This is a genomic window from Halobacillus sp. ABD4_316 (genome assembly GCF_056161385.1).
In genome coordinates this window covers 517,268-538,775 of sequence record NZ_JBSWZA010000003.1, presented here as the reverse complement: position 1 = coordinate 538,775, position 21,508 = coordinate 517,268, and the positions used below count along the sequence as shown (strand labels likewise).

General features: G+C 38.4%; 19 protein-coding genes. All 19 read left to right on the top strand.

Going from position 1 to position 21,508, the window contains the following annotated elements:
- Positions 1–8: 8 nt before the first annotated feature.
- The 19 genes from ACXAJH_RS15080 (at position 9) to ACXAJH_RS14990 (ending at position 21,237) form a co-directional block, all read left to right on the top strand.
- Entirely contained in the window at positions 9–2,498 is a 2,490-nt protein-coding gene (locus ACXAJH_RS15080) for a VirD4-like conjugal transfer protein, CD1115 family (RefSeq protein WP_206946773.1), read from the top strand.
- Between the two features lie 31 nt (positions 2,499–2,529).
- A complete protein-coding gene (locus ACXAJH_RS15075) occupies positions 2,530–4,440 on the top strand; it encodes a pLS20_p028 family conjugation system transmembrane protein (RefSeq protein ID WP_474994458.1) in 1,911 nt (636 codons plus the stop codon).
- Positions 4,441–4,466: 26 nt separating this feature from the next.
- Positions 4,467–4,790 (top strand): DUF5592 family protein, encoded by a 324-nt coding sequence (locus tag ACXAJH_RS15070; RefSeq protein WP_474994456.1) that lies wholly within the window; start codon positions 4,467–4,469, stop codon positions 4,788–4,790.
- Positions 4,774–4,980 carry a hypothetical protein gene (locus ACXAJH_RS15065; RefSeq protein WP_474994455.1) on the top strand — a complete coding sequence of 69 codons (207 nt, stop codon included), beginning with the start codon at positions 4,774–4,776 and terminating at the stop codon, positions 4,978–4,980. Before ACXAJH_RS15070 ends, ACXAJH_RS15065 begins: the two co-directional genes overlap by 17 nt.
- Positions 4,981–5,640 carry a hypothetical protein gene (locus ACXAJH_RS15060; protein ID WP_474994453.1) on the top strand — a complete coding sequence of 220 codons (660 nt, stop codon included), beginning with the start codon at positions 4,981–4,983 and terminating at the stop codon, positions 5,638–5,640.
- A gap of 3 nt (positions 5,641–5,643) precedes the next feature.
- Complete coding sequence (locus tag ACXAJH_RS15055) at positions 5,644–7,566, top strand: VirB4 family type IV secretion system protein (protein WP_474994452.1); 1,923 nt, start codon at positions 5,644–5,646, stop codon at positions 7,564–7,566.
- 2 nt (positions 7,567–7,568) lie between these two features.
- Positions 7,569–8,669: a lysozyme family protein gene (locus tag ACXAJH_RS15050; RefSeq protein ID WP_474994450.1), complete on the top strand. Its 1,101-nt coding sequence runs from the start codon at positions 7,569–7,571 to the stop codon at positions 8,667–8,669.
- A 15-nt stretch (positions 8,670–8,684) separates the two neighbouring features.
- Positions 8,685–9,263: a hypothetical protein gene (locus ACXAJH_RS15045; protein WP_474994448.1), complete on the top strand. Its 579-nt coding sequence runs from the start codon at positions 8,685–8,687 to the stop codon at positions 9,261–9,263.
- Positions 9,260–10,123, top strand: coding sequence for a hypothetical protein (locus ACXAJH_RS15040; protein ID WP_474994447.1), 864 nt, complete (start codon positions 9,260–9,262; stop codon positions 10,121–10,123). Before ACXAJH_RS15045 ends, ACXAJH_RS15040 begins: the two co-directional genes overlap by 4 nt.
- Before the next feature lie 251 nt (positions 10,124–10,374).
- Complete coding sequence (locus ACXAJH_RS15035; protein WP_474994446.1) at positions 10,375–10,632, top strand: hypothetical protein; 258 nt, start codon at positions 10,375–10,377, stop codon at positions 10,630–10,632.
- A complete protein-coding gene (gene mobP2 / locus ACXAJH_RS15030) occupies positions 10,629–11,792 on the top strand; it encodes a MobP2 family relaxase (protein WP_474994445.1) in 1,164 nt (387 codons plus the stop codon). Before ACXAJH_RS15035 ends, mobP2 begins: the two co-directional genes overlap by 4 nt.
- A 9-nt stretch (positions 11,793–11,801) precedes the next feature.
- Entirely contained in the window at positions 11,802–12,230 is a 429-nt protein-coding gene (locus tag ACXAJH_RS15025; protein WP_474994444.1) for a hypothetical protein, read from the top strand.
- Between the two features lie 40 nt (positions 12,231–12,270).
- Positions 12,271–12,552 (top strand): hypothetical protein, encoded by a 282-nt coding sequence (locus ACXAJH_RS15020; RefSeq protein WP_474994442.1) that lies wholly within the window; start codon positions 12,271–12,273, stop codon positions 12,550–12,552.
- Positions 12,539–14,020, top strand: a complete 1,482-nt coding sequence (locus ACXAJH_RS15015) for an ImmA/IrrE family metallo-endopeptidase (protein ID WP_474994441.1) — start codon at positions 12,539–12,541, stop codon at positions 14,018–14,020. Before ACXAJH_RS15020 ends, ACXAJH_RS15015 begins: the two co-directional genes overlap by 14 nt.
- 59 nt (positions 14,021–14,079) lie before the next feature.
- Complete coding sequence (locus ACXAJH_RS15010; protein ID WP_474994439.1) at positions 14,080–15,000, top strand: toprim domain-containing protein; 921 nt, start codon at positions 14,080–14,082, stop codon at positions 14,998–15,000.
- Between the two features lie 131 nt (positions 15,001–15,131).
- Positions 15,132–15,977 carry an Abi family protein gene (locus ACXAJH_RS15005; protein WP_474994438.1) on the top strand — a complete coding sequence of 282 codons (846 nt, stop codon included), beginning with the start codon at positions 15,132–15,134 and terminating at the stop codon, positions 15,975–15,977.
- 203 nt (positions 15,978–16,180) lie between these two features.
- Positions 16,181–16,789 carry a recombinase family protein gene (locus ACXAJH_RS15000; protein ID WP_474994436.1) on the top strand — a complete coding sequence of 203 codons (609 nt, stop codon included), beginning with the start codon at positions 16,181–16,183 and terminating at the stop codon, positions 16,787–16,789.
- Positions 16,779–18,665 (top strand): DNA methyltransferase, encoded by a 1,887-nt coding sequence (locus tag ACXAJH_RS14995; RefSeq protein WP_474994434.1) that lies wholly within the window; start codon positions 16,779–16,781, stop codon positions 18,663–18,665. Before ACXAJH_RS15000 ends, ACXAJH_RS14995 begins: the two co-directional genes overlap by 11 nt.
- Positions 18,658–21,237, top strand: a complete 2,580-nt coding sequence (locus tag ACXAJH_RS14990) for a DEAD/DEAH box helicase family protein (RefSeq protein ID WP_474994432.1) — start codon at positions 18,658–18,660, stop codon at positions 21,235–21,237. Before ACXAJH_RS14995 ends, ACXAJH_RS14990 begins: the two co-directional genes overlap by 8 nt.
- Positions 21,238–21,508 lie beyond the last annotated feature (271 nt).

The window sequence follows — 21,508 nt, the reverse complement described above, 5'->3', positions numbered from 1 at the left end:
TGATTCATTTGAAATCAGTCATTGCTAAAAAACAGGTGCTTATTCTCCTAAGCATCTGTTTTTTTATATCCACGATGCTGGTCAGTACTTTCGTATGGAATTTGGGATATGCCATGTGGTCAACCTTAAAGACTTTCCCAGAATTCAGTAAACCAATAGAAATTAAAGCTTCATTTTTGACAGATTTTCATATGCAAGAACAACCTCTCTACTATGGAATAGCGGCCTTAATTGGCTTAGTCGGTATAGCCAACATGATTTACAAACTTAGAAGTAACTTTAAACCCGTAGGCACGGACGAAAAAGGTTCCCAGAGATTTGCAACGAGAAAAGAAATTCAACAACAGTACAGGGCCATTCCTGATCGAAAACAACCATATAAAGGTAAAGGAGGCCCTGTGTTATCTAGAAAAGGGGACAAAGCTTTTATTGATCCGTCACCTGTCAATAATCTAATTATTGGTACGACAAGGAGTGGTAAGGGCCAAACCTATGTTATTCCAACCATAGATGCCTACTCTCGTGCTGAATATCAGCCCTCTTTAGTCATCAATGACCCTAAAGGCGAGTTATTTGCTTCTAGCCGGGAGACGCTGGAGAGAAGAGGTTATGAGGTTGAGGTCTTAAACTTAATGAATCCCATGCAAAGCATGAGCTTCAATTTGCTAGAGTTGGTAAAACAATCTTATAAGGATGGGGATTATTCTACAGCTCAAACTCTTTGCGAAACCATTACTCATATGCTTTACCACAATCCGAATGCTAAAGAACCTATGTGGGATGATTCAGCTAAATCACTTGTGAATGCTATGATCCTTGCGGTTACAGAGAAAAGCATAACCGAAGGGATGGAAGAGAAAATTACGATGTACACGGTCGCCAACATGCTCTCAGAGTTAGGGACTAGAAATGAAATGGATGAAGATGGCCAAGAATACAATGCATTGGATCAATTCTTCCAAGAACTACCCCAATCCCATGTAGCGAAAGGTCAATATGCAACGAGTAATTTTTCCAAAGGAAATACTCGATCAAGCATTTTTACGACAGCGATGAATGGATTGACGAAATTCACAATGAGTGAAACAGCTAAAATGACAGCAAAAAACTCTTTAGATTTAAAAAGAGTGGGCTTCGGTCAAAGTATTAAGGGGCGAGGTCGCCCCTTTTCCAAAGTAATGATTTCATTCCCGGATGGAACCACTGAAATCAATCAATCAGGAGAGAGTGGGACATGGACCATCAACTTTAAAACCTCATTAGAGGTCGGAGATCATTTAGTTATTTCTCAAGACTTGGCTCCTGGATCTTCAAAAGTTAAAGAAGTTCAAAAGGATAGCTCGACGATTCGGATTGACAAAGTAGAGAAGGAAACGGGCAAGGTTTCCTTTTCTTATATTTCTGCTAGTAGCACTATGGAAGTAAAAGAAATTATTAACTCCAATAAGCCTATTGCTGTGTTTATGGTTACACCTGATTATGATACGTCTACTCATGCTATACCGTCTATTTTCGTTAGCCAATTGTATTATGTGTTATCAAAAAATGCAGCCATTGCCAAAGGACAAAAATGCTTACGAGAAGTGGTCTTTATGTTAGATGAGTTCGGGAATATGCCTGCAATAGCAGACATGGATAATAAAATCACGGTATGTTTGGGAAGAAACATTCGTTTTCACTTAGTTGTTCAATCCTATGCTCAATTAAAAGATCTGTATGGAGAAGATGGGCAAGCCACCATTCGTGGTAACTGTGGAAATGAAATTTATATATTGAGTGCTGACTATGATTCTGCTTCCTATTTTTCTTCCAAGTTAGGAAAGCAAACGTTAAATACTCAAACACGGTCTGGATCTACCTTTTCCCTGGATAAGTCGAAAACGGAAAGTACGGAAGGAAGAGACCTTCTAACGGCCAATGAACTGCAGGAATTGGAGGAAGGAGATACGGTAGTGCGACGTGTGCTATTACGTCGTGATAAGAAAGGAAGAAAGATTCGTGCCTTTCCTATTTATAATACAGGAAAATACAGTATGAAATATGCTCACACGTATCTTAGTTCAGAATTCCGTCCAGGTAGATCAATTACGGAAGAAGAGATTTCTACCCCACACCGCCATGTTCATCCAGCAGACTTAGTTATTGATTTTCAAACTGGCTATTCTAATAAAGCACAGACAGACGAGGCGGTAGAGGATATGGAAAATCACTCACAAAATGGACCATTCAGTGATTCAGAACAACCTATGGAATGGTGGAGGAAGGAAAAAGTCGGTGAGTTCTTTGATAAAAGCACATTCTCCCTGATCCACCAACAAATTGCTCCTCATTTAGAACACAGTGAGGAGGAAATGAATGATGAACCTATGGAAGCTTTTCTTTATAACTTAAAGCTTTTAGGCGATCACCAAGAAATTAACCGACAAGTGTATAGTCACATTCGCAAACAAATAGATAAGTTAATTGAAGAACAGGAAACACCAGTAGAGCAGGGATGAAAAAGGGAAAAATAATAAAGGTGGTGATGGAGTGTCCGATGAAGAACTGTTAGAGATATTGTTAAGGTTTTCCGAAGTCTTATCAACGAATAATATCTTTACATCTGGGTTAAGGATCGTAGGGTGGGGAACTATATTATTCTTGAAAATGATTGTTGATGGTCTGGAAGGAATGGTTGATCAGGTCTTAACCTTAACGGATTTCTTTTCGAGCGATCCCGTGACTAACTTTCTCGAAACCATCCAGCCTGCTCTCTATATTATGCTGGCCATCTCATTGGGAATGATCGGCTTTCGATTAATCTTTAATAAAGAAAGGAATCGATCTGAAATTCCAATGAACCTATTTATATCTATCATGACGATTACTCTGTTGTCTTTTGGAATGGGGAAAGTGAATGACTTTACTGGAGATGCGATGGACGTAGCGAAAGTACAAACAGATTCTTTTACCACCTCCGATCGAGTAATGGAAGACCATATTACAGACATAGTCATTTATGAAGAAACAGACTGGACAGATCCAGATGTAGAAGAACAGCATCATATAAGCCCAGACTCAATTGATAAAATATCTGTTAATGAGACTATTGACGATAGTTTTGAAAAATCTAATGGCGATAGCCTATCAAATAAAGGCCAAAAGATTGTAATGAACAAAGTAGGATTAGAATCAAATGGCGAAGAAGGGCTTGTTGAGTTAGGAAAAAGTGGTCTGTTTGATTTCCTTCCAGAAAATTATTACCGGTGGCATGTGGATTGGTTTACTGCCATCGTAACCCTTTCTGTTATGGCTTTTACCATGATATTAATATCCATTAAAGTAGCCAAGCTCTGTTTTGAGCTTGGCTTTAATCATATAGTGGCATTAATTATGGCGTATTCGGATATTTCCACGGGCCAGCGCTTGAAAGCGATCATTAAGAATATTGGAAGCATTTTTGCTTCGCTTATCATGATTTTCTTAAGCTTACGTGTGTATATGTATTACACAACTTTTATAAATAATAATCTTGAAGGACTTGGATATCTGATTGCTTTAATTGCAGGAAGTTTGGCTGTCATTGATGGTCCTAATATCGTGCAAAAACTCTTTGGAATTGATGCTGGATTGAAAAATGCCTGGCATGTTGCGATGGGCGGTTACCTAGCTTCTAAAACACTCGGACCTCCCGTGAAGAAAGCTGCAGGAGCTATTACAAGTGGTGGTGTATCAGCCTTGATGAATACAGGTGCCGGAACAGCTGGAGCAGCCGCTGGTATCTATGGGCGCAAAGGTGAAGGAAAAGCGCAGACAAATGGAAAAAGTGATCCGTCATCTAGTTTCTCTTCAAAAGAAGGAAATAGAATTCAAGGAAACTCGCAAAAGAAAGAGCCAAGTCCAATGACATCCAATCAGAAAAGCCAAAAAGGTTCTTTGGAAGGAAAGGAAACCAGAAGATCTGAGGAAATAAATAGTCCTGCTACCCATGAAAATCAGGGGCAATCAAAGCCTTCTCCGGAGAAGGGGTCCTCTATGGCCTCTCTACGAGAAGGCTCCCCAGGAGTATTGGATGTCCCATCTTCAAACCACAGCTATGAGCAACCTTTATCTAATAAACCTATGAGAGAAACACGACAAGGAAATATAGATAGTAGTGAAAAAGGAAGCGAACGTTTAGATGCGAACGAAAATGAACCTAAGGAAGAGACAAACCAAATAGCAGCAAGCACAAAAACAGAAACATCAGGTGTGAAAGCTCCAGAAAGTACAGATGACATTCCGATGCCGAATCAATATAGAACAGAGCAGCGAACGATAGGGAATTATATGAAAGATCGCCTTGGTGAGCGATTCAATTATAATCCTAAGATTCAGAGTGCAAAACGGACGTATAACTTATCTCGAAACACTACGGAGAACTGGATAAATAAAATTAAGAAACGCGGGCCTGAGTCTTAACTTGGTCCGCGTTTTGTTATGAAGGAGTGTTTTTATTGCAATACAAGATTCCATCCGAAATTGGAAGTGAGTTGAAGATTAACCGTCTATTTTACCTTACAGACTTACTTGTGGTTCTCATCCTGGGTGGCATAGGTTTTACATTCCGGTATGTCGTTCATTCTTCTTTCGTTTGGTACTATGCCATCTTTTGGATCTTATTGATGGTTGCTTGGTTGATTCGACCCAAAACGAACCCAAAGCTGCGTATGGTCAAAGCCTTGTTCTTAGCTGTCACAAGGGACCGAATTGCTTATTGTTCCATCGATAAAAAAGAAGGGGAGGATGGTAGGAATGGGGATCAAATATGAAGAGTTAAATGATGAAGAATACGTGTTTCAAAAGTTTAAGGCACTTCTTGAAGAACAGCTTGGACGAGACTTAACACAAATAGAAGCACGGAAGATTCGGTGGTTGTCTGGATGGGAGCATGAGACGGTCGGCGTATTTTTTGACCTGATTCATGAAGTAGCAGGAAAGAAAAATGGGGGAGGCCTTTAAATGAAGAAGAATAAGAAAGACCACCCTTTCTTTAAAGAAGACAGTTCCGAAAAAATGGCTCTTTTTGATGAACGAAAAACTACTGAGAAAAACAAGAAGCAGCAAAGGTCGAAAGTTAAAAAGAAAAGGAGAGAGGTGGCCATTCCGTCCATAGCTGAGGTTCTTCCCATTCAAGACATGACCGAGGAAGGATCCTTTCAATTAAAAGGAGATGGGGGCTATATGGACGTGGTACAACTTCAGAGTAAAGATATTTATTCTCCATCTACCCAGGAAACCGAATACGACATCATGAAGATGGCTAAGTTCTTTCAATCATATGCGCCGGATATCAAGATCGTATCTATGAATTTTCCGGTTAATATGAAAAAACAACTGGATGCGATTAATTACAAGATTGCTCAAAACAAAGCTCCTCTGTATGAGCGCTTTTTAATTAGAAAAAGAGAGGAGCTGCATTTTTTAGAGACCTACCGGACGAATAGAGAATTTTATTTATATATATACGCGACTAGCCTTAAACAGCTTGCTGAGTATAGAAACAATTGTCGGCGTTATCTTGGACGAGTTGCTCCGGTCATTGAGTTAACCGATGAAAAGAAGCTTGATTTGCTCTATAAGCTATACAATCAAAATTCTAAATTAGAAAAGAGGGGTTAAGGAATGTTCTCATTTCTAAAAAAGAAAAGTGATGCCGAAGAAACACAAGAAAAAGGATATAACCCTTTCTTACTGGCCCATATCCAACCGCAAGGAGGAATTAAATTTCACGAAACCTTTACCCGGAAAGGAGACGGTTATGAAGTTTGTGTCCATGTCTATTCCTTCCCTAAAAATGTTTCAGACTTTTGGTTAGAGCCTATTTTCAATATGGAGAATGTCATTACTACGATGGATATTGTCTCTGACGATCGTTACAAAGTCCGAGATGGATTAAACAAAGGGATGGCTGAACAGAGTTCCAGAATGATTAATGAAAAAGATAATGCAGGCATTATTGAAGCGCAAAATAACTACGATGACTTGCGGCAGCTATATAATCAGGTCTCTGAAGAAGGAGAAATCATAAAGCGTGTTCATCTTAGGCATTATGTAAGTGCACCAACAAGAGAAGAGCTGGAAGACAAAGTGAAAGATGTCTTATCGACTTTACAGGACGAGAATTTTCGAGGATCCATCTTCTTAAACGAACAGGAATTTGAGTGGAAATCAATACTCACGAATTATACAGAACAATCCACTTATCGAAACAAGAGGGAAGGTCATCCGATACCCGCACTAGGGTTAGCAGGTGGCTTTCCTTTTCATTTTACTAGCTTAAACGATCCTTACGGTACATTCTATGGCACGACACTCACCGGAGGAAACGTCGTCTTTGATCTTTTTCATAGAGATCAGCAGCGTAAGAGTTATAACGGAGTCATGGTCGGAGCGATGGGGGCAGGAAAATCTACTACGCTTAAGAAAATTATGCTGGATAATGCGATTAAAGGATATAAGGTCCGGACGTTTGATGTCACAGGAGAATTTGTGGAGTTAACGGAAGCTTTAGGTGGGAAGCAGATTGCTCTCGATGGTTCAGATGGGGTCATCAACCCTTTGCAGGTGTATCGAACGGCAGAGGACGAATATACGTCCTTTACTCAGCATTTATCCAAATTGACGACATTCTATAAATTCTTAGCACCTGAAGCGAATGATAGTGAATTGAAAGAATATGAAAATCTATTAAGAAAGCTCTATGAAAAGCTTGGCTTATGGAACGATGATTCAAAATCAAATATAACCGAACTTTCTGTCCATGAGTACCCTATCTTCACCGATTTTCTTGCCTTTATCGAAGAACAACTCTATGAAAATATCAAGGAAGGGAAGCAAAAGGAGAAGTTGAGTCAGGAAAGGAAACGACGCCTGGAAAGCATCGAATTAAACATTCGTAACCTTGTAGAGACTTACGCGCATCTCTTCAATGGAGTATCAACCATTGAACACTTTGATGAGCAACAGGTCGTTACTTTTACCCTTAGAGGCCTATCTCAAATGAGGGCAGAGGTTTTCCAAGCGCAATTGTTTAATGTACTCAACCTCCTATGGGACTCCATGCTAACGAACGGTTCACCTCAGTTTGATGCTTATAATCGAGGAGAATTAGCTTTTGAAGACGCTGTACGATATCTCATCTTGATGGATGAAGCTCACCACATCATTAATACAAAGAAGAAAAGTGAGAGTGCTCTTGATTTTCTTACAAAGTTCAGCCGAGAGGCCAGGAAGTATTTTGGTGCTCTTCTCTATGCCAGTCACACCATTCGTGATTTTGTTCCTGAGGGTTCGGATCAGAGTATGGTAGAGGAAATAAAGAAGCTTTTTGAACTGACCCAATACAAAATTATTATGCAGCAAGATAGTAACAACTTAGAGATGATGCAGCAAATATTCATGGGGCAATTAAGCCAAAGTGAATTAAAAGATATCCCTTACCTACAAACAGGAGAGACGATGTTAAGCATCCGTGCGGTTGAAAACATTCGTTTCAAGGTAGAGGTATCGGACGAAGAATTAGCCTTGTTTGGAGGAGGTGCATAAAGATGTCTTGGTCCCTTCTCCTGGGGTTAGTCCCTCGGAAAGTATGGCTTTGGTTGATTGGTATTCTGGTAGTTCTTTTCCTTCTACAAATGCTTTTGTATGCTTCAGTCATTACAGGGTTGATTGGTTATCAAAAGTCTTCCTCCAGTGAGGATGTGAGGTCCGTTGATGTGGTAAATGGAACAGCGCAAGTTTCAGCTGCACTAGAAGAGTACCGTCCTCTGTTTGAAGAATATGCTGAAAAGTATGGGGTGTCCAAGTATGTGGAGCTTCTCTTGGCCAAAACGATGCAGGAATCTGGTGGACGTCTTGATGATGTGATGCAAGCAAGTGAGTCACTCGGTCTACCTCCAAACACGATAGAAGATCCTGAAAGAAGTATTAATGTCGGGATCCGATACTTCTCTGAAATGCTGGAGAAAGCAGGGGGAGATATTAAGCTAACCCTCCAAGCTTATAACTTCGGTGGAGGGTTCATTAATTACGCAAACGAACACAACAATGGAGAATACAGCAAAGAGTTAGCGATCGAATTTTCAAGAATGAAGTACCAGGAATTGAAGCATACAGGTATGTATTCCTGCATTCGACCTGAGTCGGCAGAAACAGGAGCTTGTTATGGGGATATTGGCTATGTTGAGGCCGTTTTAAGTTACCTTAAAGGCGGAGTTATTGAAGCAGATTTACAACCAACGGGAGATTGGGTGATGCCCATTGAAGGAGCATTTACACAAACATCTGATTACGGAATGCGCTCAGATCCCTTTGATGGAACACCGGACATGCATAGAGGTATCGATTTTGCTTGTACGAACGCCGTAACGCCTATACAAAGCGTAGATAACGGTCAAGTGGTTGAGGTGGTAAGAAAAAACTCTGGATATGGAAATAACGTTCTTGTGAAACATGAAGAGGGACTTTATAGTCACTATGCTCATCTGTATACGATAAGTGTACAAAACGGGGAGATGATTCAAAAAGGAACAAAAGTAGGCAAGTGTGGTTCGACAGGAAACTCTACAGGTCCGCATTTACATTTCGAAGTTAGGACCAAAAGCCAATACCGTTCTGACGTAGATCCTGCCCCGTATCTTGGTCTTTAAGAAGGGAGAACATGGATGAATAGACGCGTACTTTTTGGGATGTTTGTCGCACTGTTAATCGTACTCACATCGGTTAATATATATGCTGCTTACACGACATCGAATGAAGAGCGGCAGGAAGACTTGCACGAGTTGGAAGTGAAAAGCGAAAAGATTATGGAAGAAAAAACTGAATTAGAGATGACGGTACAAAAACAGGAACCTGCTGACATTCAAGCGAGATATGACGCTTTAGTGAAGCAGATTTCTACGTTTATAGAGGTTGCTTTTAAACAGGATAAAGAGACCTATCAAGAAAGGAAAAAAGAAGCTCACAAGGTGATGAGCAACGATTTAGCTTCAACCTTCTTTCCTACAGAGACCTATAAAGGAGACAGGAAAACGGAGGTGGATGAAGTAGAAATATTCATCAAAACGGGCAATCTCACAAACAATCAAGCTAGCGTATTAGTTAAGTTTAAACACACACTCTATTCTTTGCAGAGTGATCAAAAACAGGTGTCTCCTGTGTTTCTCAGAATAAATGCTCATAGAGAAGAAGGGCACTGGATGATAACAGATTTTCAAGACGTCGAAGAGGAGGGCTATTCATGAAGAAACAAACGAAACACATCACGGAAGGAACCTCAAAAAAATATCTTATTGGACTAAGCGTCATGGCTATGGCGCTTCTTTTTTTCTTGTTTTCTGGTTTTATATTTGGTGATGAAGATCAGAGGAAAGTTCAACAAACGCCTGTCAATGAACCTCTGAACTTACAAGGATCAGATGAACTTACGATTAAGGACTGGGTTTATAATCCAACGAAAAAGCTGATGGTTGTCACCATAAAAATCAATAAATCAACAGCTTTATTAGATGAATCCTTGAGCTTTACGGCTCAGGAAAAAGAACATCCAAAACGCGATCTTCCAACGCACGTAGAGTACAACGATGAAAGCAGATATGTCATTAGTATCCACCAGGTAAGTCCTTCCTTTGATGTCATGGCACTCGATGTTATTAAGGAAGAAAACGCCATGCTATTTCCTGAAAAGAATGATCAAAATTCCCTGAAAGGGGGTGAGGAAAAGAAAGAGCTGGCACGTATTTATACAGATCAACGTAAAGTGGAAATGGACAAACAATTAAACATTTTAACGGAGCAAGAATATGAAGTTGCTGCTGTATCTGAAGAGATCGAAGAGGCGAAAGAAACAATGAAAGAGAAGAAGGAAAGTATTCAAACGATCAATGAACGAATCAAAGAAGTTGATCAAAAAATCGTTGAATTAGAATCAGAGCTTCTTTACGAAACGGAGGAAGAGAAAAAACAAACAGAGGCTAGAATTAACCATTTAGAAAATGAAAAAGATCAAATCAATCAAGAGGCAGCTGAACATGAACTAACTATCCAAACCATCGTTGAAAAAGTTGAGATGTTGGAAGAGAAACGGGAGATGATTTCGAACTGAAAAGGGGTTTAGGTTGTGAAAAAGGTCAACACACGGACCACACATCTCCTGTGCAGGGACCACACATCAAGGTGAATACACGAATGATTGTTCCTGTTTTAGCCGCACAGCGACCGCACATCTGGAGATTTTCTTGTTCCCTCGTTTTGCCCGGCTCTGCCGGGATTCACACGCCAAGTGGGAACAAAAACCCCTTATGCTCTTCTCTTTATTCACTAGTTTTAGGAACTTCATTTAAAGGAGTGATGATAATGGAAGTAAGAATTCGTTATATGGATCCAAAAACTGTTCAACGAATTGACGAACTTGCGGAAGAAAAAGGGTTAAGTCGGCAGGAGTTTTTACATGCTCAGTTGCAACAGTTAGCTGTCTATCGAGAAGAGAACAATCGTGAACAAAGACTCCAGCAATTAGTCGATCGCAACATTCAAACGATGGCTCATTGTTATACAGCGATTCGAGAAATGAATGATCTCTTACAGATTGAAGAACCAGGTGAAGAAGCATGAGTGAAACCGTAACACCTGGAGTGGTTTTAAAAACAAAATTCGTGACCGCAAATAAAAAAGGATTCCAAGATTATGTGCAATACGTAGATCGTGAAGAGGCCAAAGGAAAGGGGGATGCTTATCGGTCCATGTTTAGTTTATATAATCACTATATGGACGATCCGGATAAAACATCTGCCTTGTTTACTCAGCAATCGGATCGTTTATCGGTGGAAGGAAAACAGGGCATTAAATCTTTGTTTGAACAAGCTCAAAAGAAAAAAAGTATCATGTGGCAGGACGTCATTACCTTTGATAATGATTGGCTTCAAAAACGAGGTGTTTATGATTCAAAGACCCACACCTTAGATGAAGATGCTTTGAAGCAAGTAACAAGAAAATCCATGGAGGCCATGATGAAAAAAGAGGGATTACAAGAAAGTGCTGTCTGGTCGGCAGCCGTTCACTATAACACCGATAACATTCATATTCATGTGGCCACAGTCGAACCAAACCCGACTCGTGAACGTGGAAAGCGAAAGCCGAAAACGCTAGACGCGATGAAAAGTGAAGTGGTCAATGGATTGTTAGATCGAACGCAAGAACGAAATCAAATCAACTCCTTGATCCGTGACCATATGGTGAATGCAAAGAAACAGAATAGCAGCATGAGATGGAGCAATAGAGAAATGAAACCTTTGTTTCTTGAAGTATATAATCACTTACCTAAGGATAAGCGACAGTGGAACTATGGCTATCAAACGCTGAATCATATTCGACCGAAGATTGATGAACTAACAACAAGGTATTTAGATAAGTATCACGCCAAAGATATGAACCAGCTACATGAAAAATTGGATCAAGAAGTCAACGAATTAAAACAAGCCTATGGATGTGGACCTAAGGATAAGAAGCGATATCAGCATTACAAACAAAACAAGTTGGATGACCTCTATAAACGAATGGGCAATGCTTTCTTACTGGAGATGAAACGGTACGATCGTCAGAAGTATCCTAGTCAAACTTCTAATACAAATGCCCCTTATAAGTCCATGCCTTCAGGGATTCAATTGCAACGTTCTTTGAGAAGCATTCAACGTTCAATGGGGGAAACGTATGACCAGTTTATCAATGACTTGGATCATCAGAAGTTGGAACGAGAAATCGAAAGAGGAAGGTAGGGAATACAAATGGGAAGGCGTCAAAATGTTACGCTTCATGAAGAGACGATAGCGTTAATTAAAGCGTATCAGGAACAACATCATATTCGTTATCCTGGTGAAGCCTTAGATCGAATGATTGAAGAGTGGGAAACGCAAAAATCGAAGGATAACTCTCAGGAATATGTAATGAGTTTAATGGCTCAACGTTTTCAAGAAGTGTTTTCTGAAGAGATGAAACGACTGCAGTTAGCAGCCAATCGAAGCGATAAAAATACGCAGGTACTCCTTGAATTAATGAATGGTTTTGCGATGGACCAAAACTTAGAAAGCTGTGTTACGACACCGATCTTTGAGAGTCAAGCGATGAAGGATGCGAAGGAAGCGGTCGAAGAAAGGATCAGTCATCAGCGTCAGAAAAGAATAAGCGCAACAGAGACTCAACCAGCATCAAGCTAATGGTAAGAATGAGAAATTATCCAACAAAGGAGTGGAGCGAATGCTTTTGTTTAATAGCAATTATGAAGTAGGTGTGTTTAAGCGTTTGAGTGAAAATAATGAGCTCGTGATGGACGTGGGCCAAGAGGAATATACCTTAACGTTAAGTGATGAGGAAATGGATGATCTTGAGCAGCATTTAGTGAATCAAGAGAACCTACTCATTCCTTTTCATAAGAAAACAAAGGAACTGATATTAAATACAGAATCTAATTACGATGAGGAAGAAATGGAAGAACTCATGAACATTAGTGAGGGAGTTGAGGACCATGGCGAAGACTAAACGATCCTATAAACAGAAATCACCGGAAAAGGTTAAAGAGGAGATTAATCGACTGACAGAGGGGATGGAAGAAAGTATTTCTAAGCACTTTCATTCTCCTAAACAAATGAAAGAGTATCTAGACTTTATGGGAAAGTTCCACCGGTATTCTCCACGGAATACTGCATTAATTGATTCACAGTTTCCAGGAGCAGAAGCTGTAGGTTCTTACGCCTTCTGGAAAGACAAAGGGTTCTCCGTAAACAAAGGAGAGAAAAGTCTAAAGGTTCTCGTACCTAACCGGTTAGGCCAACAGTTTCAAGATGAAGATGGCGAATGGAAACCTTTGAAATATGCGACGAAAATAGAAAAGCAACAAGTCAAAGACGGCCAACTCGATAAACGAGATGGCCGTCTTGTTTATTCTACAGGAAGTGTGTTCGATGTTTCGCAGACAACAGCAACTCAAAAAGACTTGCCTCAAATCTTCCCTAACAAATGGATCGATGGGGAGGTGGAAAACTACACTCAGCTTCGACAAGGGATGGAGGCTATAGCTGATAAAAACAATATTCAAATTATAGAGCCTTATGAAGAGTTAGGAGCAGCGAAAGGAGTCAGTTACACCGGTCGAAATGAAGTAGCTCTTAATCCGCGTAACTCTGAGCGACAAGATACAAAGACTCTGTTGCATGAACTGACTCATGCCAAACTTCATACAAAGGAAAACATCAATGACTACACCAAACCGGAGAAAGAATTTCAGGCGGAAATGACAGCTTATACCGTTGCCTCTTATTTCAATATTGATACAAGTGACTATTCATTAGACTATTTGCATCACTGGACCAAAGATCATGAATTTAAAGACTATGAATGCTTATTACAAGAGGTTCAGTCAACAGCTAAAGAATTTATTACAACCATTGAAGAATCTATGGGCCAAGAAAAGGAAGGGGAGAAAGACATGAGTGTTAAAGAGCAAAAATATGAAATGGAAGAGGAGAAACAAGAAAGAGAGATATTACCATCAGAAAAGCTTCGGGAGATGTACCGAAGCCAGGTGAGCAAGGCTGATAAGGATAGCGGGCCTTTTGTTAAGGATGAAAAAACTGAAGAGGCATATTCTCATCAAGACTTCAAAGATGCTTATAAAAAAGAGCTCATGAACTTTATTGAACCAACCGTCGGAAAAGAATTGGATAAAGAAGAAAACAATGACCGGCAAGAACGTTTAAATCAGATGCGTGCTTTTCAGGAGACTCATAGTAAAGAAGAGGTCTACCAGCTTAAGAAAGAATCCCTTCAAGAATTAAAAGAGCTGCCTTTGACTGACCGTGGTGAGCAGCGACTATCTCAAATTGAAAGTAAGCTAGACCGAGAATTCCATGAAGAAAATGAAAAAGAAAGCACCACTTTGGAAGTGAAGAATGGAAAGGGTAGTAATGAAGCTTCTCAGCAAAAAGAAAAAGTAGAAGTTGAACGATAGACAGGGAGAATTTCTTCCTGTCTTTTTTATATCTAAATTTAGAGAGGAGGAAGTGCTGCATGGCTAAACATGTAAGCGCGAACCAAGTGGAGGTTGCTCGTAATGTAGATCTGATAGATTATCTGGAGCGTAAAGGCGAGCCAGTGGAAAAAGAGGGGCGGTATTACCGACATCAAGTGCATGACAGCTTAGTGATTAAAGACCAAATGTATGCCTGGAATTCCAGAGACGAAAAAGGAGCTGGGGTTATTAACTTTGCCAAAATGTTTTATGGGATGAGCTTTCCAGAAGCTGTTCTGGATCTGAATGCACAAGGTTATAAAGTGAAAGACATTGCCCAAGAGCAAAAGCCTAAGGAACCCTATCAATATCCTTTCCAGTATGAAGTGAACGATAGGGCAAAGGCTAAGAATTATCTTACGAACGAACGGAAAATTCACCTTAAGATTGTTAATTGGCTTGATAAAAAGGACTTAATCGCACAAGACAAGCTCGGGAATGTAATATTTAAGTGGAAGCAGCAGGAAGAGATCGTTGGAGCAGATCGACGAGGTACTTCACCAATGAAAGATGGGAGAATGTTTAAAGGGATTGATAGGAACAGCCATGGTTCGGCTGGATTTTCGATTGATATTGGTAATCCGAATTCCATTTATCTGTTTGAAAGTCCGATTGATGTGTTGTCTTATTGGAGTATTAAGAAAGAGAAGTTACAGAACACTCGGTTAGTTTCCATGTCTGGGCTTAAGAGGCAGACTATGATTGATGAAATAAAGCGGATGGGCAAGGAAGGTCATAAGGTGAAGCAGATAACTTTTTGTACGGATAATGATAATGCCGGGAGGGAGTTTGCAAGCAAATTTAATAAGTTGCTACCCAAAAATATTTCTAATATGGATTTGCCAAAATGTAAAGATTGGAATGACGACCTAAAGCACGGAAGACAATATAAAACAAAGTATTACAAAGAAAGAACCTAAGTTGACAAAGAAAACGAGCTAAAAAAGATTGACAATCGGAAGCGATATTAGTACCATAATATTAACAGAACTCACCACGCCTCTCTAATGCGGACCAGGGTGAGACTTTTTTTATTTAAGGATGTAAAAAAATGGAAATTGATTTAAAGAAACCAAAAGAGTTTAAAGAACAGCTAGATATCTTAAAAAGTAGAAATCTAATTATTGATGATGAAGATGCCGCATTAAGTACCTTGAGTAACCTAAGTTATTACAGATTATCAGGTTATATGTTAACTTTGAAAAAAGGTGAATATTTTAAAGAAGGAGTCACATTTAATAATATATATGAACTGTACGAATTTGATCGAAAACTTCGTAATTTGTTATTACAAAACATTGAGCAAATAGAAATAGTTATGAGAACTCAAATTGCATATCATATGTCCCATAAGTATGGAGAAATGGGATACAGAGATCCAAACCATTTTGCTGATACTTTCATGCATACAGGGTTTATTTCTGAACTTGAAGATCAAATCAGAAAAAGTAAAGAACATTTTGTGGCACATCATACCAGAAAGTATGATAGTCAATTTCCAATTTGGGTTGCAATTGAACTTTTTTCTATGGGAATGCTTTCTAAGTTCTTTAAAAATATGAAAATGGAAGATAAAAAAGTTATTTCTAAGCATTATGGTATCCCGTTTAAATATTTAGAAAACTGGCTCCATGTATTAACTTTTGTTAGAAATAATTGTGCGCATTATGCTCGTATCTATAACAAAAAGCTTACAGTTAAAGCTAAATTATTTAAGGAAGCCAAGTTTAGAAACGATAAGTTGCTGGCTACTGTTTATATTATCAAGAGATTATGTTGGCCTGAGTCGATGTGGGTGAACTTTTATACTCAAATCAATGCATTATTAGAAGAATATGACAATGTAATTGAATTTCACCACATTGGTTTTGTTAAGGATTGGGATAAAAAACTATAGTACTAGGAGAATTTCTTATTCTCTTTATAAGCTAGTGAATTGGACCATGTTTTTTGTATGGTTCTTTTTTTTGTTAAGAAATTTAGCATTCATAATTTCCACTTGAAGTTGTTCAGATTACACCCTGTACACACAACATAAAACTCTGTAATATCGAAGGTGAAAATGTTTAATCAGGGTTGTTCACACATGAAGGGGATTTCATGATATTTGGTTATGCCAGGGTTAGTTCGAGTGAACATAATTTAGATCGCCAACTTAAGGATTTAGAATCTTATGGTTGTGAAGATATCATAATTGAAAAACAAAGTGGTGTGATGGCACGGCCGGAATTTGAAAAGCTTTTACAGTACATACGGAAAAACGATGTGGTTGTTTGTCATGACTTAACTCGCTTTGGTCGATCACAAATTCACATCCTACAGGTGATTCAGGAATTGCGAGAAAAGAAAGCTGGTTTGGTCACCTTAAAAGAGCGTATAGACACACGAGAAGATAATCCGTATAGTGATTTAATTGTGTCCATTTTTTCTGCCACGGCAGAGTTTGAAAGGAAAATGATCAAAGAACGGCAACGGGAAGGTATTGAAATAGCCAAAAGGAAAGGCGTATTCAAAGGTGGAAAGAAACGTTACCATAAAGGAGCAAGTGGAAAAGACAAAATTATCTATGATGAAGTGGTCCGGTTATTAAAAGAGAAGGAATCAGTTATGAATATACACCGTAAAACAGGAGTGTCTCGTAATACGGTGTATAAAATTCAGCATGAAATTGAGATGGAATTTGGAAGGGATAGAGATTATGGAAACTAAATTATTTAAGGAAATACATAAGGTCTTAAGTGGCTTTCCTAAGTATTGGGATAAAGATACACTTTTGAAGAACAAGTTAATAGAAGATGTAAGGTCCTATAATGAAACCATTATTGAGGCGCTTTTATCAAATGATCTGATTAATAGTACATACTCAATTGAATTGTCGGCAGGTCTGGTATTTAAGACAGAGGATTTTATTAGCATGCTACGTTATAAAAATTATTGGGACAACAGTTACACAAAGTACACAAATGAAATCGGCCTTACAAGTGAAGGGAAATATTTAAAATACAACACGGATGTAGTTATTGATTTTCCTCATAAAGATTCAGTCCTTGAAGGTGGGATGACTAAAGAAGATGTAAGTAAGAAAGAGATATATTACCATAATGTGATTGCAAAAGAAGAAATTGATACCCTGTTATCCCCCAAGGTAATAGCACACATGAAGAAATATGATGAAAATGGAAAAAATGAAGTTGGAAACTTTAACAATACAGATAATTTAATATTAAAAGGGAATAACTTAATTGCATTACATTCTTTGAAGGAACAATTTGCAGGTCAGATCAAATTAATTTATATAGACCCCCCTTATAATACTGGGGGCGACAGCTTTAAGTATAATGATAGATTTAATCACTCAACTTGGTTAACATTCATGAAAAATAGGTTGGAAATCAGCAGGTCATTATTGAGTGATGATGGAAGTATATGGATAAATATTGATGATGATGAGGGTCATTACCTAAAGGTAATCTGCGATGAAATTTTTGGTAGAAGTAATTTTGTGGGTTCAATCGTTTGGCGTTCAAGTGATAACAGTAATAATGATGCAAAGAAGTTTTCAAACGATCATAATTATGTCTTAGTTTATTCCAAAAAAGAAGACTGGCGCCCAAACAAGCTAGAATTAAGTGAGGAACAATCTAAACATTATACGAATCCAGATAATGATCCAAGAGGTCCGTGGTTTGATGGTAATCCTATTTCTTCGCCGAATCCTAGACCGAATTTACGGTATGAAATTGTAGCCCCTAATGGAAATGTAATAAAACCACCAGCTTATGGGTGGAGATGGTCAGAAAAGACTCTTCAAGAAAAGATGAGTACGGGGGAAATAAGGTTTAATGATGATTATACAAATATCAGAAGAAGAACCTATAAAAATGAACAAAAAGGAGTTCCTGCTTCTTCTCTGTGGAATGACTTAGATGAAACTGGTCATAATAGGCAAGCTAAGTATGAACAAAAGAAATTGTTTCCAGATAAAAATAAGGAGGAGTGGTTCTCAACTCCTAAACCCGAAAAATTGATAAAGAAAATACTAAAATTAGGATCAGCTGATGGTGATATAATTATGGATTTCTTTGGCGGAAGTGGAACTACAATTTCTGTTGCACACAAAATGAATCGACAATATGTGGGTGTTGAACAAATGGACTACATAGATAGCACGATTTTAGATCGTATGGAAAAAGTCATTAAAGGGGAACCAGGTGGGATATCTAGAGAAGTGGAATGGGAAGGTGGAGGAAGCTTCGTTTATGCAGAGTTGTATAGCTTAAACGAAAAGTTTCTTCATGAGATTCAGGATTGCCAAAGTTCTGATGAGTTAGAAATTGTTATTGAGCTTATGAAAAAAGCAGCCTATTTGAACTTTAAGGTGGATTTGGAAAAGGTAACTTCGAACAATGAGAACTTCCAAGGGTTGTCCTTAGGGGATCAGAAGAATGTACTCATTCAGGTGCTGGACATGAATCAACTATACCTGAATTATTCGGAAATCGAAGACAGTCAATATGATATTTCTGATGCAGTAAAAGCATTTAATCATTCCTTCTATCAAAAAGAAGGTGCTACGAATGAGTAATGAAATTCTTCACCGAAGAATAGAAGATCAGTTCAACTCCTTGTTTGTTACCCCTCCAGAGGTTCCCGACTATATCGAGGATAACTTAAGTCACTCGTTAAGAGGATACCAGGAACAAGCCTTGCGCCAATTGATTTATACGCAAGCATTGGATAGTGCCGACATGTCATTCAACCATCTTTTGTTCCATATGGCTACCGGATCGGGGAAAACATTGGTGTTAGCTGCAACCATTCTATATCTCTTCAAGGAACAGGATCAGCAAAACTTTATCTTCTTTGTAAATAGTGATGCCATTATTCGAAAAACCTATGATAATCTGACGAATGACCAGTCTGCGAAGTATCTGTTCCGGAAAGAGGGCATTGTCATTGATGGTCAACGCATTTCTATCCAAGTTGTCGATGTATTTCCGGCTTTTCCTGACCTTAATACTATTTATCTAAAATTGACAACCATACAGAAGCTTCATGGGGATTTAACGGAGCCAAAGGAAAATTCATTGACGTATGAATCCTTGGAAAATATGAAACTGGTATTGCTTGCTGATGAAGCACACCATATCAATGCATGGACGAGGCGAGACAAACGGAAGCTAAATACAAAGGAAGCTGAAGAGAAAACATGGGAAAACACTGTTAGCACATTATTAAAACTACATCCATCGAACCGATTATTGGAATATACGGCTACTGTTAATTTGAATCAAGATGTACTATTTGAGAAGTACAAAGATAAGATTGTGTATCAATATGATTTACGGCGGTTTATGGAAGATGGTTATTCGAAAAACGTTGTTTTGCTTCGAGCCGATGAAGAAGACGAGAACAAAATGTTAAATGGTATCCTTTTAAGCCAATATCGGAAATATGTGGCCAAAGAACAGGGGGTAGAATTAAAGCCTATCATCTTGTTTAAATCGAATAAGATCGCCACGTCTCTCGCAGCCAATGAAAAACTTCTCAATATGGTCCACGGATTAACCCTTCAGGAATTATCGCGGGTCATTGATCTTGGCTATTCGATTTATAAGCATGAGAACAGTATTTGGAGTAAGATGTTCCAATTCTATAAGGAACAACATCTTGAAGAGGTGATCCGTGAATTACAGTGGGACTTCACAGAAGAAACAATTCTTAATGCCAATGACAAAACTTTTCTATCAGAAGATAATGCTTTGTTATTAAACACACTGGAAGATCAGAATAACCCTATCCGTGCTATTTTCGCGGTGGCCAAACTTAACGAAGGTTGGGACGTATTGAATCTGTTTGACATCGTACGAATCAGTGAAGGGGCTAGTTCGACTAAAACTACGACAGACAGCGAAGCACAATTGATCGGGCGAGGAGCAAGGTATTACCCTTTTGAATATAAAGAGGAACGTTCATACACACGCAGGTTCGATCGATTACAAACCGACTTAAAAGTGATTGAAAGTCTTCATTACCATACTATCAATGATAATGCTTATATTAAGAATCTAGAGAAGTCCCTAGAGTCTGCGAGTATTCAGGTCAAAGAGGATGAATACGATCGGTTAGAAGCCAAAGTCAAATCTTCGTTTAAGAAGCATCCGATTTTCAGAAACGGTAAAATTTATATCAATAAATTGGAAAAAACAACAGCTGACGATTACAAATCTTTGAATAAATATAATGTGACCACCGATTATGAAATACCTTATGAAGTAACGGTTGAACAACATTATGGCAAGAAAAAACAACAGATTATTACAGGTCAGAAACACGAACGAACTTGGGTCGTGGATCGAATGTTTATTCAGAAAGCTATTCAAAGAAAGCCTTTCTTCCACTTTGAGAATTTCAAGCACTATGTCCCTGCTTTAAACAGCATGAAAAACTTTATTGAAAGTCCTGAATTTTTAGGCAGTCTCACCTTTTATGTTTCTCTTCCTTTGGGAGTTGAGATGGAGCATTTAAAGCCTTTAGCAAAACTTAAAATGGTTGAGAAATATATGGATTATGTAGAGAAAAAAATCCGTTCAAATTACATGAAAGAACGTGGAACGCCAGTTTTTGAAGGGGTATCTATGCCAGAATTGATCAATGATTATTACATTGAACTAAATAAGGTGAATGAAAAAATATCTAACATTAATGAAGCCGTCCAGCCAAGAAGTATGCGTGATAACCATTGGTATATCTATGATAAAGCGATCGTTAATAATTTGGAAAGTTCTTTCATTGATTTCATTAATGATTACATTGAGCAGCTGAAAGAAAAATATCAAGAAGTATTTTTGATAAGAAATGAACGTAAAGTGAAAATTGTTGAAATTAATGGCACTCGTGGATTTATGCCGGATTTTCTTCTTTATCTTCAGGATGAGGAATATACGTATCAAATCTTTCTTGAGCCAAAGGGAGATCATCTACGGTTACAGGACCAGTGGAAAGAAGATTTCTTGACTTCTTTATCTTCGAGAACCGATGTTGAGGTTTTAACGGAGAATGAAGAAGTAAGGCTTCTTGGTGTGAAGTTTTATTCTAATGATAAATATTTAAAACAAGACTTTCGCGAGAGCTTTAACGAAACTGTATTTAACTAATAGATTATTAAAGGTAAAATACTAATTAAATAGATACATTCCATTCTTATATTCATGTATTTTGTGTGTACAGAGAATGGGTGGCATATGTATTACATCACCCCCATTCGATAGAAAATGGCGAGCAAATTTGCTCGCCATTTTTTTATGGTGAAGTGTTTTTCTTTAGAAGGTATATAAAAATTTTAATTGAATGGTTTTTATATAAAGGTCAAATGGAGCACATTCTGATGAATGGGCCATGAGAATGTGAAGAGACAAAAGCGGATCT

Coding starts and splice junctions, on each gene's coding strand:
- ACXAJH_RS15065 (WP_474994455.1), top strand. CDS start 4,774: ATGGGGATCAAATATGAAGAGTTAAATGATGAAGAATACGTGTTTCAA.
- ACXAJH_RS15060 (WP_474994453.1), top strand. CDS start 4,981: ATGAAGAAGAATAAGAAAGACCACCCTTTCTTTAAAGAAGACAGTTCC.
- ACXAJH_RS15055 (WP_474994452.1), top strand. CDS start 5,644: ATGTTCTCATTTCTAAAAAAGAAAAGTGATGCCGAAGAAACACAAGAA.
- ACXAJH_RS15050 (WP_474994450.1), top strand. CDS start 7,569: ATGTCTTGGTCCCTTCTCCTGGGGTTAGTCCCTCGGAAAGTATGGCTT.
- ACXAJH_RS15045 (WP_474994448.1), top strand. CDS start 8,685: ATGAATAGACGCGTACTTTTTGGGATGTTTGTCGCACTGTTAATCGTA.
- ACXAJH_RS15040 (WP_474994447.1), top strand. CDS start 9,260: ATGAAGAAACAAACGAAACACATCACGGAAGGAACCTCAAAAAAATAT.
- ACXAJH_RS15035 (WP_474994446.1), top strand. CDS start 10,375: ATGGAAGTAAGAATTCGTTATATGGATCCAAAAACTGTTCAACGAATT.
- mobP2 (WP_474994445.1), top strand. CDS start 10,629: ATGAGTGAAACCGTAACACCTGGAGTGGTTTTAAAAACAAAATTCGTG.
- ACXAJH_RS15025 (WP_474994444.1), top strand. CDS start 11,802: ATGGGAAGGCGTCAAAATGTTACGCTTCATGAAGAGACGATAGCGTTA.
- ACXAJH_RS15020 (WP_474994442.1), top strand. CDS start 12,271: ATGCTTTTGTTTAATAGCAATTATGAAGTAGGTGTGTTTAAGCGTTTG.
- ACXAJH_RS15015 (WP_474994441.1), top strand. CDS start 12,539: ATGGCGAAGACTAAACGATCCTATAAACAGAAATCACCGGAAAAGGTT.
- ACXAJH_RS15010 (WP_474994439.1), top strand. CDS start 14,080: ATGGCTAAACATGTAAGCGCGAACCAAGTGGAGGTTGCTCGTAATGTA.
- ACXAJH_RS15005 (WP_474994438.1), top strand. CDS start 15,132: ATGGAAATTGATTTAAAGAAACCAAAAGAGTTTAAAGAACAGCTAGAT.
- ACXAJH_RS15000 (WP_474994436.1), top strand. CDS start 16,181: ATGATATTTGGTTATGCCAGGGTTAGTTCGAGTGAACATAATTTAGAT.
- ACXAJH_RS14995 (WP_474994434.1), top strand. CDS start 16,779: ATGGAAACTAAATTATTTAAGGAAATACATAAGGTCTTAAGTGGCTTT.
- ACXAJH_RS14990 (WP_474994432.1), top strand. CDS start 18,658: ATGAGTAATGAAATTCTTCACCGAAGAATAGAAGATCAGTTCAACTCC.